Annotated in this window: 11 protein-coding genes; 7 read left to right on the forward strand and 4 right to left on the reverse strand. The window is 39.4% G+C overall.

Features of this window, described 5'->3' with window-relative positions:
* Positions 1-24: 24 nt before the first annotated feature.
* The gene (locus tag FAZ19_RS02415) at positions 25-264 is read left to right on the forward strand and encodes a hypothetical protein (protein WP_136819003.1); all 240 of its coding nucleotides are present in this window, start codon (positions 25-27) and stop codon (positions 262-264) included.
* 249 nt (positions 265-513) lie between these two features.
* Here FAZ19_RS02415 and FAZ19_RS24055 read toward each other — a convergent pair whose 3' ends face one another.
* Positions 514-714 (reverse strand): hypothetical protein, encoded by a 201-nt coding sequence (locus FAZ19_RS24055; protein WP_211245416.1) that lies wholly within the window; start codon positions 712-714, stop codon positions 514-516.
* A gap of 120 nt (positions 715-834) precedes the next feature.
* On the opposite strand from FAZ19_RS24055, the gene FAZ19_RS02425 reads away from it, so the two are divergent.
* From FAZ19_RS02425 to FAZ19_RS02435, 3 genes are all read left to right on the forward strand, one after another.
* Positions 835-1,803 carry a Kelch repeat-containing protein gene (locus FAZ19_RS02425; protein WP_136819004.1) on the forward strand — a complete coding sequence of 323 codons (969 nt, stop codon included), beginning with the start codon at positions 835-837 and terminating at the stop codon, positions 1,801-1,803.
* Positions 1,804-2,012: 209 nt separating this feature from the next.
* The gene (locus FAZ19_RS02430; protein WP_136819005.1) at positions 2,013-3,134 is read left to right on the forward strand and encodes a Fic family protein; all 1,122 of its coding nucleotides are present in this window, start codon (positions 2,013-2,015) and stop codon (positions 3,132-3,134) included.
* A 463-nt stretch (positions 3,135-3,597) separates the two neighbouring features.
* Positions 3,598-4,035, forward strand: coding sequence for an AHH domain-containing protein (locus tag FAZ19_RS02435; protein WP_262709331.1), 438 nt, complete (start codon positions 3,598-3,600; stop codon positions 4,033-4,035).
* A gap of 9 nt (positions 4,036-4,044) precedes the next feature.
* Here the strand turns inward: FAZ19_RS02435 and FAZ19_RS02440 are convergent, their stop codons facing one another.
* Positions 4,045-4,734: a hypothetical protein gene (locus FAZ19_RS02440; protein ID WP_136819007.1), complete on the reverse strand. Its 690-nt coding sequence runs from the start codon at positions 4,732-4,734 to the stop codon at positions 4,045-4,047.
* 634 nt (positions 4,735-5,368) lie between these two features.
* Between FAZ19_RS02440 and FAZ19_RS23765 the strand changes: the two genes are divergently transcribed.
* The 3 genes from FAZ19_RS23765 to FAZ19_RS02450 are packed head-to-tail and all read left to right on the forward strand — an operon-like array spanning position 5,369 to position 13,052.
* Positions 5,369-9,172, forward strand: a complete 3,804-nt coding sequence (locus tag FAZ19_RS23765; RefSeq protein WP_169305540.1) for a DUF5977 domain-containing protein — start codon at positions 5,369-5,371, stop codon at positions 9,170-9,172.
* Between the two features lies 1 nt (position 9,173).
* Complete coding sequence (locus tag FAZ19_RS02445) at positions 9,174-12,509, forward strand: RHS repeat domain-containing protein (RefSeq protein WP_169305541.1); 3,336 nt, start codon at positions 9,174-9,176, stop codon at positions 12,507-12,509.
* Between the two features lie 12 nt (positions 12,510-12,521).
* The gene (locus FAZ19_RS02450; protein WP_136819009.1) at positions 12,522-13,052 is read left to right on the forward strand and encodes a hypothetical protein; all 531 of its coding nucleotides are present in this window, start codon (positions 12,522-12,524) and stop codon (positions 13,050-13,052) included.
* A 342-nt stretch (positions 13,053-13,394) separates the two neighbouring features.
* On the opposite strand, the gene FAZ19_RS02455 is transcribed toward FAZ19_RS02450, so the two are convergent.
* Both FAZ19_RS02455 and FAZ19_RS23770 read right to left on the reverse strand, forming a co-directional pair.
* Entirely contained in the window at positions 13,395-13,979 is a 585-nt protein-coding gene (locus tag FAZ19_RS02455; protein WP_169305542.1) for a helix-turn-helix domain-containing protein, read from the reverse strand.
* 727 nt (positions 13,980-14,706) lie between these two features.
* Positions 14,707-15,288 (reverse strand): hypothetical protein, encoded by a 582-nt coding sequence (locus FAZ19_RS23770; protein ID WP_211245417.1) that lies wholly within the window; start codon positions 15,286-15,288, stop codon positions 14,707-14,709.
* Between the last annotated feature and the right edge of the window lie 14 nt (positions 15,289-15,302).

The raw sequence follows: 15,302 nt of genomic DNA on the forward strand, positions 1-15,302 counted from the left end.
AAGACCGGACGTTCCATCAACGCCATGGCTACAGAAGTTGGTACATCTCGGGGCAATCAGGTCTACAAGACTGTCATTTTTGATGCATCAAGTGTAATGGAGGTAGACACAAGTGTGCGTTGGGATGGATCCAGTTTGTATCTTGATGGATCAAGTTTCAAACTTGATGGACAAAGTTTGAAACTTGTAGCGATGTCTTTGTATCAAGGTGCATCAAGTTTGTATGTTGCTGCGGTAAGTTTCTTGCCGGTTAACGCCTATTAGAAACTTGATGCATCAAGTTTAAATGTTGGCTTAGCCTGCCGTAAACTTGATGCGACATCTTTTAATCTTGATGGACAAAGTTTGAAACTTGGTGTATAAAGTTCTTTGCTTGGTGCATCAAGATTGACGCCCGATTAGTCATACCCCTCTCCATCCGAAGCTTCTTTCCAACTTTTTACGGTGTAGTTTGTACGGGATTGGGAAGTGTCTCCACCATAGACTAGTGGAATAGATTACCGCATCAAGATTTTAATACTCTACTTCATAAGTTTTACCATCTTGGGCAGTTGTTGCATTTTTTGCAACAACTGTATCACGGTGTAATTTTTCTTCCATAAAAATATTCAAGAAGGAATGCCAATGATTCTCGATGAGTTTGGGACGGGTCAGTATAGCTATTTTACGACGGGTCATACTGCTGTCGCTTAACGATTCCACTATTGCGATCACCCAGTACGTTTACTCAATGAAAGAACTCTTTTGCGTAGTCAAGACACCCTTTCACTCATTACCGAAAATACGTCGGGATCAAATGGGTAACATTGTATTGGAAAAGAAAGGAGTTACTAGATGAACAATAAGATAAATAGCAATAAGGTCTTAGGGCTTTCCCGCTACACGATGGTTATTTTGATCGCTTTTTTTGTTAGTTGTGGCAAAGATAAGGATCCTTCCCCTGTGCACAATATTGATCCCGATGCCGTATCAGTTTCACTTACAAAGATCTATGCACCCGAAACAGGTGTCCGCGTAGACTATTCGCATGTCTTTTTCTCGATGATTGGCAAAACCATTTATTATGGTGCCACGTCAACTTCCGACGGAAAACCCCGGTTTTTGGCCTATAACATCTTGAGTAACAGCTATTCTGCAGCACTTGCCGTTACGGACGACCTGTGTGCTTGCGGATATAGCGGCAAATTAGTGAATGATGGCAAAAAAATGTACTTGTTTGCCAATGGAAGCGCAGCTTATGATGTGGTTACAAATACATGGACTGCATTAAACTACCCGAACTCTGCTAGGGACGGTGAAGTTGGTACGGCTATATATAGTGGTAACATTTATTCGCTAGGCGGACGATCACGTCCAAAAGAATTCCGGTATTACAGTATAAAAGACGATAAGTGGATCGGATTGCCCGACTATTTGTATCCTACATCTTATTCTGGCGTAGCGGGGATTGACAATAAAATTTACGTACTGGGCGGTAGGAGTGCCGATAAGAAATTCAGTGTTTTCGACCTATCAACACGGAATTGGGAGACGTTGTCCGATCTGCCATTTAATTACACTTCAGCTCCTACCATGAGCACGGTAGTGGTGTACAAAGACCTGATCTGGCTGCTAGACGGGCAAACCATGAAGCTACACATCTATAATCCGTCCTTGCAGAAATGGAAAGCCCAACCGCTTGCCACTGGCATTACATCAGCCTTCTCGATTTCACTCTTAACGAATGGTGACAAACTGTATATTGCTAAAGCACTAATGAACGCGGCTACGGTGGAGTATCACGAAGTGGCTGTTTCTTATTAAAGGTGAAAGCTCGACTTCTAGATAGGATGATTTAGAAAATGCATTCTAAATCGAAGATAGCTTCCGACAAGAGGTATACGGGACGGGCTTACAGATCTTATTTAAAATTAATCCATAAATTTTAAATAAGGTTTTTTTTATTTAAATTAGCGTGCTAAATTTTAAATAACCGTATATTCTATTTAAAATGCGACCATAAACTTATTTTAATGAAGGACTTCAAAGCAGGATCCTATATCAGCCAAGGGTATTACAAAAGCTTTCAGCCTAACGAACTGAACAAGCAATGGATATTAGATGATATAGAAATACAACAATTACTATCGCAAGCCGACCGGCAGATGGGGCGGTTAGACATGTATTCCGAATATATACCTAATATCGACTTGTTTATCAGTATGCATGTCGCCAAGGAAGCTACTCAAAGTAGCAAAATAGAAGGTACACAAACGAATATAGAAGATGCGTTTTTGGATAAAGAAGATTTGGGAGTAGAGTACAGAGACGATTGGGTGGAAGTTCATAATTATATAGCGGCAATGAATCAGGCAATTCAGCAGCTACATGATTTGCCTTTTTCATCGAGATTAATCCGCGACACTCATCGCATTCTATTGCAAAGCGTTCGTGGAGAACATAAATTACCGGGAGTGTTCCGAACCAGTCAAAACTGGATCGGTGGTGCGAGTATCAATGATGCTGCTTTTATCCCACCAGTACATACTTCTGTGTCGGAATTGATGAATGATCTTGAAAAATTTGCGCATAATGAAGAATACTTTTTTCCTGATTTGTTAAAGATTGCATTGATACATTACCAGTTTGAAACCATCCACCCCTTTTTAGATGGAAATGGTCGCGTGGGCCGTTTATTGATTACACTTTATTTAGTAGATAAGGGAATTCTAAAGAAGCCTATTTTATATCTATCGGATTTTTTTGAACGTAACCGAGCACTATATTATGATAATCTTATGCGTGTTCGTACTCATAACGATATCAAACAATGGTTGAAGTTTTTTTTGGTAGGCGTAATAGAAACAGCAAAAAGCGGAGTTGCTACGTTCGATGCTATATTAAAGCTAAAAAAAGAAAAAGAAGAACTCATCCAAAAGAGCAGTACACGAAGTCATCATTTACTCAATATATTAGATCATTTGTATCAGCGTCCGATCATTAACGCACAACAGGTAGTAGAATTTACAGGTGTATCAATGCCGACCGCCTACAAAATTATTGATGAAATGGAGCAATATGATATATTAAAAGAAATGACTGGCGGTAAAAGAGGGCAAATATTTATGTTCAAACCCTATATTAAATTATTTTAATATTAATTATATCCGACTATCGAGGAGGCTTCATGAACACTGGGGATTCATAGCACCACTATTTCTGAAGTCATAAGGGGTGATAGCGGCGACAGCCACACGACAGGCAGTTTTCAGTGAAAAAAGTTGATAGGACCTCAACTGTCTATCCTCACCCATCGGAGAACTATTGAGAGCGCTCAACGCATAACAGACCAGGAGCAATGTCAGGTTGATCGTTGATCATAGAACGTTGTTGGACGATTGCATAAATTTTAGGGTTGTCGCGCACATCTTCCCGTTTGGAGTGTCTCCCTGATGTACGGTTCATAGAAGGATATAGCATCGAGTATAGATCAAACCTTTGGAGGTAATGACTATAATGTTAACTTTATTGGAATCGGCCCTCTTGTGAGGGGGGGCTTCCGTAGAGAATCCAGCAAAAGCAGGGGGAGAAATCTCTGGAAAACCTGTTCAAGAACTTATCGGCAGAGCTGTTGAAGCTTCAAAAAACCAAGATCATCATATAATGCCTAGACAACTTAAGAATAATGAGGTTATTCGTGCAGCTCGAGACGAAAGTTTTAAATTTGAAGGTGCGGAGAACAGGATGCCTGTCGAAAAGTTTAGTAAAACGAGCGGCGAAGGAAGGCATTCAAATCATCCAAACTACAATCAGGAAGTTATGGATCGTATTAGTAAATTTACGAAAGATAATCCCGAGTTTACGAGTTCCGATGCTTTGAAGTTTACAAGGAATTTGGTAAAGGATCTTAAACAAACAATTGAAAATAATCCTTCAACAAAAGTTAATGATTTATTTAAATCAGTGGTGCCCGCTGGTCTCCAAGATAATACAAGAACAGAGCTGAATATTATGCCTGCAATAAAACCAAAAATAGATACTGCTCTTATGTTGTAAATGCCGAATTTATTCTATATTTAGTTTGTTAGACTGTTTTATTAACAAGCCAGTTAGGTTGGTGTCATGGTACAATTTAAAAAATAAGTCACTGACATATATGTTGTTGTCAAATGTCCCTATTTCAAAAAAATCGAGGGTTGAGTTAAATTGACTAGACAAAGTAATGCTTTCTGCCCAAATAGTCATAGTTAAGTCGGGGTTATTATTAATGAGTTCTTGTTTTTTTTCTACAAGATCCGCTAATGAGTTGATTTGTATGGCGCCATGTTCATGTTTATAATCCTGAAGAATGACAAAATTAGTTTTGAAGTAATTAATTTTATCAGTGTAGTCGGAAACTATGTGCATCCAAAAATATTTTTTTAATATGGAGGATTTGTGCATAATTTCTGCAGGATAAAATTGTACTGGGCAGTGGGTTATTTTTTTGAATAATTCTACCACTTTTTCACTGACAATCATTCCTTTTGATGATATGGAATTGCTTATGAAGTCAGTAGCAATACTGCTGCTAGGAAGTATAAAGTGGTTTAAATCAGGGCTGAAATTTGGAAACTTTTTATCACATCTGGATAGTTTATCTATAGAGTTTTCTGGTTTAAAATCATAACCTTTGCGCATTTTTTGAATTTGTGGATATGATTTTCCAATTTCTTGTAGATCTGTTGAATATTCGATAGTGTGGAAATTTTGCATAGGATGTTTAATATATTTTATTTGATACGAATGTCTGTAAATATCTATCGAGACTTACTATACTGCTTTTGGAGCTAGAAGTTCTATTCTTAATCTCTTTTCATTTAGATTTAAAAACGCGTTACTTCAGTATCGCCGAAATAGAGCGTTATTAGTTATAAAATTAAAAAAATAAACCCATGAAACGAAGGGCGTTCTTGAATTTTCGAGTTTGTCATAATTTATTTAATATGGCAGGAGTAAGTATGTTTTTTTGTGCCGATTATTTCTTTACATCATTACCAGTCGGTGTTGTCATCGCGATAAAAATAATTTAAAAGTATCGATATAGGCAGAATTACTATTTTTTTATTTCCTTTAATGCGTCAATTGCAATACTTGCTTTTCTACCATTTGCTATTTTAATGCGATATGTTTTTCTTGAAAAGCCTTGTACTCTTGGTCGCGATAGTTTGGATAGTTCTTTTTCTAAAAACAAAAAAATACTTTTTTAATTGATTAACAATACTTATATTAGAGTAATTATTAGCTGAACCCATATTATATAATATATAATAGCACTTTGCCAGATTACCATGAATTGATTATACTCTCAACAAGAGATATAAACTTTTATTTACTACCTAGACGGCTTATGAACAAATTTGGTTTTTTTTTAATTCTGTCCCTATTATGTGGGAAAAATGTTGACGCACAGCAACAAAGCTTATGGAATAATATTCACGAGGAAAAGAACCTGACTGTTCCATCTCCAAATGCCGCCTCTTTAGGTAAATTTAGCGAAATAGCCGTCGGTCATTATACAGGAATTCCAGATATAACTATTCCTATATATACCATTACTGATGGAGATATGACTTTGCCAATTGAGATTAAATACCATGCTGCTGGTATAAGGGTTGATGAAATATCGTCCGATTTAGGCATTGGATGGGCTTTGGGCGCTGGAGGGACGATAACGAGATCCGTTGTTGGGATACCGGACGAACGCAGTTCTATGGGGGGACACAGTTTTTTTACCGAACCGTACACGATAGATAGTGTCAACCGAGATTTGAAGAACTATACAAATATCACAAACGTAAGGACTCGGTTAATAAGAATGGGGTACGGGAAGATCGACTGCGGCAGTGACATCTATCACTATAATTTTGGAACTAAAAGCGGCAAATTTATCTATAATCAGACGCTTGGCAAATTTATTTCTTTAACAGACCCGACTCTTGAGATCGATTTCGATGAAAGTACAGGTCATTTGGTGTTTGAAGTTCGAGACGGCAATGGAATAATATACACGTTCTCTACGATCGAGTTCACCCCGATAAACGAAACGCAGATTCCTCATGATCCCATTCCTACATCGTGGCGTCTAGACCATATCTTTGATCCGGCTACGGGGAGAGAGTCACATTTTATGTATGAAGAGAAAGTGAACTGCCTTACGGATGTTGAAGTTTCCCGTACGCATCTTTTTGGAATGGCCTTCACTTCTACCGGCCCTATGAATGTTAGCGAATATAGCACAGGGAAACAGGTGATGCGTTCAAACTTAATAAAACTAGTAAGCATCTCCTCCGGCACAACAGTTGTCAACTTTACATATGATAATCCACGGTACGACCTATTTGGGGATGAAGCGCTCTCGAAAATAACTGTGTTCGAATACGGTGATATAAAATCGATTCATACATTCCATCAAAGCTACTTCAATGTAAATGGGCCGACAGCAAATACCCTTGTTAATGCACATCTGAAACGGTTACGGTTAGATTCCCTGAGCATTGGTGATTTAGACTATGAAAGAGCTGTCCTCGAACCTCCTACGGTTAACCCTATTAGCCGGTATACCTTTCGTTATAATAACCTGATCTGCCCATTGAAATCTTATTCCCAGGATTATTGGGGATATTATAATGGAAGTTCTAATTCAAACCTTTTCGATGCGGCAACCCACCTAGGTAGCTCTTTTCCAGGAGCAAACCGCAATGTAAACCCATACTATTCCAATATGGGAATGTTAAAAGAAATTACCTATCCAACCGGCGCCACCACCTTCTTCGATTTTGAAAGCAATCAAGCAGAACTGGTAAACAGCAATAAAGTATTAGTAAATTCGTATGTCGGAGGACATCGGATAAAGGGGATTACCACAATAGGGTTGGACAAGGACACTATTTCCCATAAATATTTTACGTATTATTTAGCGAATAACCCTAATTTGAAAAGCGGTAGGGCACAACTGTACCAGAATTATAACTACAAAGCATGTTCTTGGGATCTGTCGTCAGAACCTGACCCTAGAAGCGAAGGCGAACCCTATCTTCACGATATTATGAAAAGGCATTCGCGTTCAATGTACCCCTTGATCTCAGATCAAGGAAAGGGTGTTGGTTATAAAGAAGTTCAGGAATATAATTTTGATAATAAAAGCGGATTTACGAGTTATAAATTTACCTCTTATGATGACTATCCAGATAGGTATGGTGAAACTACTTATTTAATAAATGACCGTCCAGTATCCTTCGATTTGTTTAGGGGCAAACTATTGGAAATGAGTGTTTATGCCGGCAATCAGAGTGTTGTCAGCAAGGAGATCAATACCTATGCTTTCGATTATGATGACCAGCAGGGCGGTGATTATTTGAAAATGATGGCGAGTGCTCTTCTTGTTACCAATGGTGTTGACTACGGTGGTACTATGAGACCTATAGAAATCTCCTATCAAGATCCCGAAGATGCTCCAGGTGTCTTCCCTGTTTATAGAATATATCCGTATTATAAACATTTTGTACCGCTTAAGGAAAAGAAACTAATCAACTATCATACGAATGGAAATGATACAGTATACACAAAATACGGTTATAACGATAGGCTATGGTTAGCAAACCAAGAGACGTCATTAAATAGCTATGGAGACTCTGTTATATCCAAGACATTTTATCCTGTTGATTATCCAGTTTCAGCAGCATCAACAGACTCAAAAAGTCTTGGAATACGAAATCTTTTGGCTTTAAATAAGATAACCGTGCCCATACTTGCTACCAAGGAATTAAAAAATAGCACAGCACATAAAACGTTGTCTACGGTTTATTATAGCTACAAGTCCGATTCCCCTTTTGTAGATACAATATTTACGTATAGTCCTTCACCTACCAATCCGAGACTGCTTCAAAATGGAGGGATTATTTATTCCAATAACAAGATAACCCGGGATAGTGATTTCAAGCCGGAATATATCATAAGTAGGTATGACCTTTACGGAAATATAGTAGAAAGCAAACGACACCGAGGGTCTACTCGATCTGTCTTATATGGTAAGGGATATCAGTATCCTGTACTGATTGCCGATAATTTATCGTATGATAGTCTATTTAACTATGTAGGTGGTAATTCTACACTTTTTAACCTAAATATGAATTACGGCAGTATCTTTCGAACCGATTATATAGATAATTTAATAGCATCTGTGCAGAACCATTTCAAATCTTCTATGGTGAGGGGGTATAAGTATGACGAATATGGGGTAAATAAAGCCATAGAGCCTAATACAGCTTTCTCCTCCTATCAATATGACGGATTTGGCCGGTTATTGAGTGTGCTGGATGATGAGAACAAAATTGTTAAGTCCTATGTCTATAAATATCAATCCGAGGCTGATGGCGTATTAAATAATCCTAAGGTGTTTTATAACGATAGAAAGCAGCAGACCTTTACAAAGAGCAATTGTACAGGAGGGATGATAGGCAGCTCTGTGGTTTATGTGGTTCCTGCACGCAAGTATATATCTTATGTTTCTCAATTAGACGCAAACAACCAGGCGCAGCAGGATATTACTCAGAACGGACAGATTTACGCCAACACTAACGGTACATGCAGCGCGCCGATTTATTGGAACCAGCGGAAGACACAGTCCTTTACAAAAATGGGCTGCGAAGAAGATGACAGGGTAATGGGTGAGAGTATTATCTATGAAGTGCCCGCCAATACCTATTCTTCAACTATTTCCGTGCTGCACGCAAATACGTTAGCGGATCAGGACATAATCGTCAATGGCCAAGCCTATGCCGACAGCTTAGGTGTCTGTATGTTTGCTGCTGACATAATGGGTTTGCATGCGAACGATAACGTATTTTCCGGAATATCCTGCTATGATTCCAATAATCAGCTTGTCTATTCCGCAGGTACGCATTACGATAACACATATGATACATGGCGAATTTGGCTTAGACCTGGGTCATATTCCAAGGTTGTATTTCATTTCAGTAACCTTGATCAGCCATTCCTACCGGACAAGATAGGTCTGGAATATTTGTTCAATGGAGGTGCAGAATACTCTGATATGGTTTCTACTGGCAATGAAACTGCAGAACTGGAGGTTCTTAATTTTGAAATATTTGGTTATGAATATGGTCTTTCGGAAATTTTTCTGTTCAATTAACATGAAAATATTAGGTGTTATCATATCCACTATTTTGCTGTCCCAAGGATGGCTTTATGGTCAGTCCACTCTCCCAAAGGCGAACAGGAATTATATTATGGAGCTGTTGCCTCGTAGGGGTTATGTGGCAAATACGGATCTGTTTTCCAAACCTGTAGATAGTGTGAACCGTAACATTAAGTATTTCGATGGAGTAGGCCGTTTGGTTCAAAGGGTCGGTTGGCATGCTTCTCCCTCCAAAACTGATATTGTTGATGTCGTGGAATACAATCGATACGGACAGGAATTTAGAAAGTATCTTTCGGTGGGCGGGCGTGCAGTAGATGTGCAGGGTTGGTACCATCCAGTAGCGATAAATCTGATTAAATCCTATTATTCACAGGCTAACTCCTGGGACAGTCATGTTTCCAAGACCGAGCATCCGTATTCGGACGTTGTCTTTGAGAAAAATCCGCTGAACCGCATCGAACAGCAGGGAGCTCCCGGGGCAGACTGGCAACCATATCGCGATGATATTCCAACTTCCGGCCATACTGGTAGAAGTAGTTATGGTACCAATACGTCGACCGGCACAGATGTCGTTGCGATTTGGCGTGTTACAGTCAATGGTGCATCTAGATCGGCCAATTATTCCAAAGGGAAATTAAGAATAACTCGTTTTCGGAATGAAAATATATCGCTGGCGGATACCTCATTGAAGTCTGGTATAATGGAAGAGTTTAGGGACTTGGACGACCGTGTTGTTCTCAAACGAGTATGGAAGAGTAATACGGAGGCACTAAACACGTATTACGTATACGATGACTTTGGAAATCTGCGTTATGTAATCCCTCCTGGATATACAACTGCTACGGTGACGGATGGTAACGCTGATTTCAACGAGCTGGTCTATGCCTATAGATACGACAGCCGTAGCAGGCTTATCGAAAAAAAGATCCCTGGTAAGGGCTGGGAATATATGGTGTACAATAGCATCGACCAGCCAATCCTGACGCAGGACTCCGTGCAACGAGCATTAAAGAAGTGGCGTTATACCAAGTATGACGCATTTGGGCGGATTGCATCCAGCGGCATATACACTAATGCTAGCGTAGGTCAAATTACACGTAAGCAGGTACAGATTTTGGCAGATGCGGTATCAGCACAATGGGAAAGTCGTAACGGAACACCAGAGTACACAAACATCTCTTTTCCGATGGTAGGCTTGACTCCGCTTGTGGTCAACTATTATGACGACTATACGTTCAGCGGTACCAACGCCTCTACACTTCAGCCTTCGAGTATTACGAAAAGTCTGAAAACAAAGACGCTACTCACTGGAACAAAGGTTAGCAGAGACGACGGTACATTTCCGTTGCTGACGGTGAACTACTACGATGACCGCGGCAGATTGATCCAGTCTGCCAGCCAGAACCATTTAACCGGTACAGATTACGTGACCAATACTTACAGTTTTCCCGGAGAACTGTTGACCAGCACGCGTGTACATAAGCCCTCTGCATCTGGAACTGCGACAACCATCGTTACGACCAATAACTACGACCACGTAGGTAGATTGAAGGAGACCAGAAAAAAGGTGAACACACAGCCGGAAATTGTGCAGAGCCGACTGGTATACAATGAGATCGGTCAGCTCAAGCAGAAGAAGCTGCATAGTGAGAACAGCGGTACTAATTTCATCACGCAGATCGATTATAATTACAATGAGCGGGGCTGGACCACCCGCACCAGTTCGCCGCATTTCACCCAGGTGCTAAAATATAATGATCCCACGGTGGCAGCTACTGCACAGTACAACGGTAACATCTCCCAACAGCACTGGGGGCACGGCACTACCAGTACACCCAATGTATTCAGTTACAGTTACGATGCAGTGAACAGACTGGCAAGTGGGAGTAGTACGGGTACGGTAATGAGTGAGACATTGACGTACGATAACATGGGTAATATCCGGACACTTATACGTGACGGGGGAACGATCACTTATACCTACAACAATACCAACAAAAGTAATCGTCTGGCGAATTTGACGGGGGCCCTACAGGGTAGTTATACCTATGATGTGAATGGAAATGTGACGAAGGATCGTACGAATATGACGATCCGTTACAACCACCTGAACCTGCCAGATTCGGTTTACAACACAGGTGCTACGATCAAGCTAGGTTATCTTTACGATGCGATGGGGCAGAAACTTCGTCGGTACCATACCGAAAGCGGTACGGCTACGCAAAGGGACTATATCAGCGGTATCGAATACAGCAAAATAGGTGCCGGCGCCCGTACGATCGAGATGATTCATACGGAGGAAGGCTACCTTGAAAATAGCAGCGGAACATACCTCTACCGTTATAATCTAACCGACCATTTGGGTAACGTGCGGGCTACCCTCCAGCGAACCACGGGTACTACCGGGACGGTAGTACAAAAGGATGATTTTTATCCCTTTGGTAAGCGGAAGAGCGTGCTTATTTCCGGTATAAATAATTATCTTTATAACGGCAAGGAGATGCAACACGGTTTGAAGGGGGGCACGCATAGCTTTGGAAGTTCTTATACACTGGAAGGGCAATACGATTACGGGGCAAGGTTCTATGACGCAGAAATTGGACGGTGGAATGTGATGGATCCGCTGGCGGAGCAGATGAGGAGGCACAGCCCGTACAACTATGCTTTCAATAATCCAATAACGTTCATAGATCCTGATGGGATGGCGCCCCGTTATAATTGGGAGGAACATAATAAAGGGAACAAGGGTATATATACAGATGATGAAGAAAAGGACATAAATGGTAATTACAAGTCATATTCATTTGAAGAAGCGCTAAATTATCATTCTACTAAGCACATAGAAGACGATGGTATTTCTTCTAATGGTGAAAGTACTGACAATGTTAATAATCAGGGCACAATCGCTACTCCGACTAAACCATCATCCTTCAATCTTAAAAAGATTGGAGAGAGTTATTATACCAATATTTATTATGAAGAGAATTTTTTCGATTTAAAAGGATTTGATAGAGGTGGGTATGGCATTATGAATGTGGATATTCGAAGTCTTAATGTGATGATATCTTCTAGAAATAGAAAGGGCCAATTCCAAAGTATAGATCAAATAAAAACAGATCTCGCCTTGATTTTTAATTTTGTACGAACAGAGATTAATGAAAAATATATGAAGAGAGATATTACCAATGAAAGGTCTGCAAAAGAATACATGGTTTTGCGATTAAATGTATTAATTAATGCTTATTTTCCTTATGGAAACGCTCAATTAAGAACGCCGGCTAAATGGATTGGTTCCGCAAAATCTAATTTGATATATTTGATGCCTTAATATTAAGACGATATGTTGAGAGACGATAAAAATGTTCCAGAATCTAAGATTCAGGGCAGTGGATTTTTAAATATTCAGTGGAAAGAAGGGGAAGAAGGAGAAGTCCTATTTTTCAATGGCAGAGATATTCTTTTAGGAAAGAATAAGCGCCCTATTATTTTATTTACCAGTCCAAATATTTCTTCTTTGGATATGTTTAATGTTGGCGATAGTATATTTAATATAAAAAAACTTGTTTTGAATTCAATTCTTGGAAAGAAACCTAATACTGACTTAGTTTACGAAGAGGTTCCTGAATGGTTGGCCATGATGAAAAATGTAGAGGAAGTTTCATTTGAAAATATACGAATTGAGGGTTTAGAAGAAGTTATTGGCCTGCCAATAAAATCGTTAAGTTTTAAAAATGTGATAATCAGTAATACTTCGATAATTCTAGATGTTATTAATCATCTAAAAGGATTGGAAGAGATACATTATGACGAGACTTTTTTAGGTGTTATAAACTTACTCGATACCAGGATTAAATGTATACTTATTAAATAGAGTAAATTGCTAATTAGTGCTGGTTTGCGATTCCTACTAGGAGACTATTTTTTAATGGTTTTCGTAAAGTCGGATACCTGAAACATCTCGACGACGGAATTCTATTTATCTAGGTGTTCGATTATTCCTTGTTTCCTACTACAGGCCGTTGTCCATGGTCGTAAAAAAGTGCTCAAAAAGAGTTACAGGATCAAGACCAAAAGAATTGCGAGTGCAAATACCTTATAAGAAGAGATACTTTCAACCTTGCCCTTAAATAGGCCCCTAGGCGCGTCTTTTTAATACAAGGAGCATTTCACTAATCTGATTAGAAAATTTGGTGGCAAAAATACACCCTTTTGTTTAGTTAACGCATTTAATGAAATAAACAACTTTAGTACTCCCTTCGGCGGGTAGCTTGTCCAGGAGTTTCGAAAATTTCCCTTTGCTAAGCGTGCTTGTTATTTTTCCTATTTCTTGACCATACTTATTTGTTACGTCCTCGTCAGAGATATTAGGATTTATTTTTAAAAAGGCCTGTTTCGAAGACTTCTTTTGATCAAAAAAACCTTCATCAATTAATTGATGAAGTTCTTTTGAAGACCATGTACGTTCTTTTGGCTGATTTGCTCTCTCTTCTTTTGTTTTGTTTCTTGCGTCTAAACAAACCTCCACAAAAGATTGTAGATCGTCCGGCATTTGAACAAGATCTGGTATTCGTTCATTAGGATTGGCCAAATAATAATATTTTACACCAAATCCGGCGGCCAAAAACTCCATCTTTTTAATAGTTATGCTGTTGGTTCCTAGTTCATAATTAGCTAATTGAGATTGCTTCATCCCGAAGAAGTTCGCGGTCTCAATTTGATCTAACCCTGTCTTCTCCCGATAAAGTTTTAATTGTAAGCCGAATTCCTTTGGTGCTGGAAGTATAGTTTTAGTAGTCAAAGTTGTAAATATTAAAATTCTATATATTATATTTTGTATTTAGAATTTTATCTATATCTTTGTTCTATGTTGATGTTAATAAAAAACTAATATGAGATAAAGAATAAAACTCAATAATAAACTTGGTATAGGTATATACATAAAGGTCTCGTCAATCAAAACTCCCACACAAGAGCGAGGCAGCAGGTGTTATGCCCAATTCATTCAAATGACTATCTTTGTCTTTTGTTATGGATAGGGTACTGCTGTAGATCTGCTTCTTGTGTGGGGACTCAGGATTGGCAGGGAGGTAGTGCCCAATCTATAACACATAATCCTCCATTAGATCTTGATGTCTCCTATTACCGTAAACTTAACGGTAAAAATGCAAAAAAAAGCTGAACATTTACAGATTAACCTGATTTCTCCGCCGGAATAGCTCACGCGGGAAAAGCCAATATGGCCAGATTCTAGAATGCGTATATGACACTGATATTAACCTGAAAGACCGCTGAATCGCATTCGGATTTCAAATTAAATTATTTTTTAAACTGCAAAGGTTGAGTAGGAGTTAGATAGAAGGAGATAGGGGTTAGGTGTAGCTTGCTCGCAACCTTTGCATTAAGCAATTAAAAGAATGCGAAAATTACGCAAAGGGGAGAGGTATGCCCTTTTCTCAAACACAAAAGACAATCCATTAGAAGGACAAGAATCCTTTAATATTAAAGAAGTCCCGAATACTCGCCGGTTAAAAGAGAGCTTGGTAACAAAATTGAACGGGAAAAAGGAGCTGGAACGCAAACACAAACGTGGCATTTGCAAACCTAAATACGGCGTTAGCAATTGCGTTAGCCGTACTTACAATCCCAAAAGCGGCATTCGCAAATACGAGTGCGGCATTTACGAACCCAAATACACCGTTAGCAATTGCGTTAGCCGCACTCGCAATCCTAAAAGCGGCATACGCAAACACGAGTGCGATATTTACGAACCTAAATACGCCATTAGCAATTGCGTTTGCCGCACTCGCAATCCCAAAAGCGGCATAAGCAATCCCAAAAGCGGCATAAGCAAACACAAGTGCGGCATTTGCGAACCCAAATACACCGTTAGCAATTGCGTTAGCCGTACTCGCAATCCTAAAAGCGGCATAAGCAAACACAAGTGCGGCATTTGCAAACTTAAATACGCCGTTAGCAATTGCGTTAGCCACACTTGCAAACGCGTTAGCCGCATATGCAGTTGGAACAGCGTGGTTAGCAATTACAAAAGCAGCATATGGGTTTTCAAAAACGTGGCTTGCAAACCAAAGTGCCGCAAAAGCAAACACAAACACGGCATTTG

Origin of the sequence: Sphingobacterium alkalisoli (assembly GCF_005049105.1) — a bacterium.
In the GTDB taxonomy this organism is placed as follows: domain Bacteria; phylum Bacteroidota; class Bacteroidia; order Sphingobacteriales; family Sphingobacteriaceae; genus Sphingobacterium; species Sphingobacterium alkalisoli.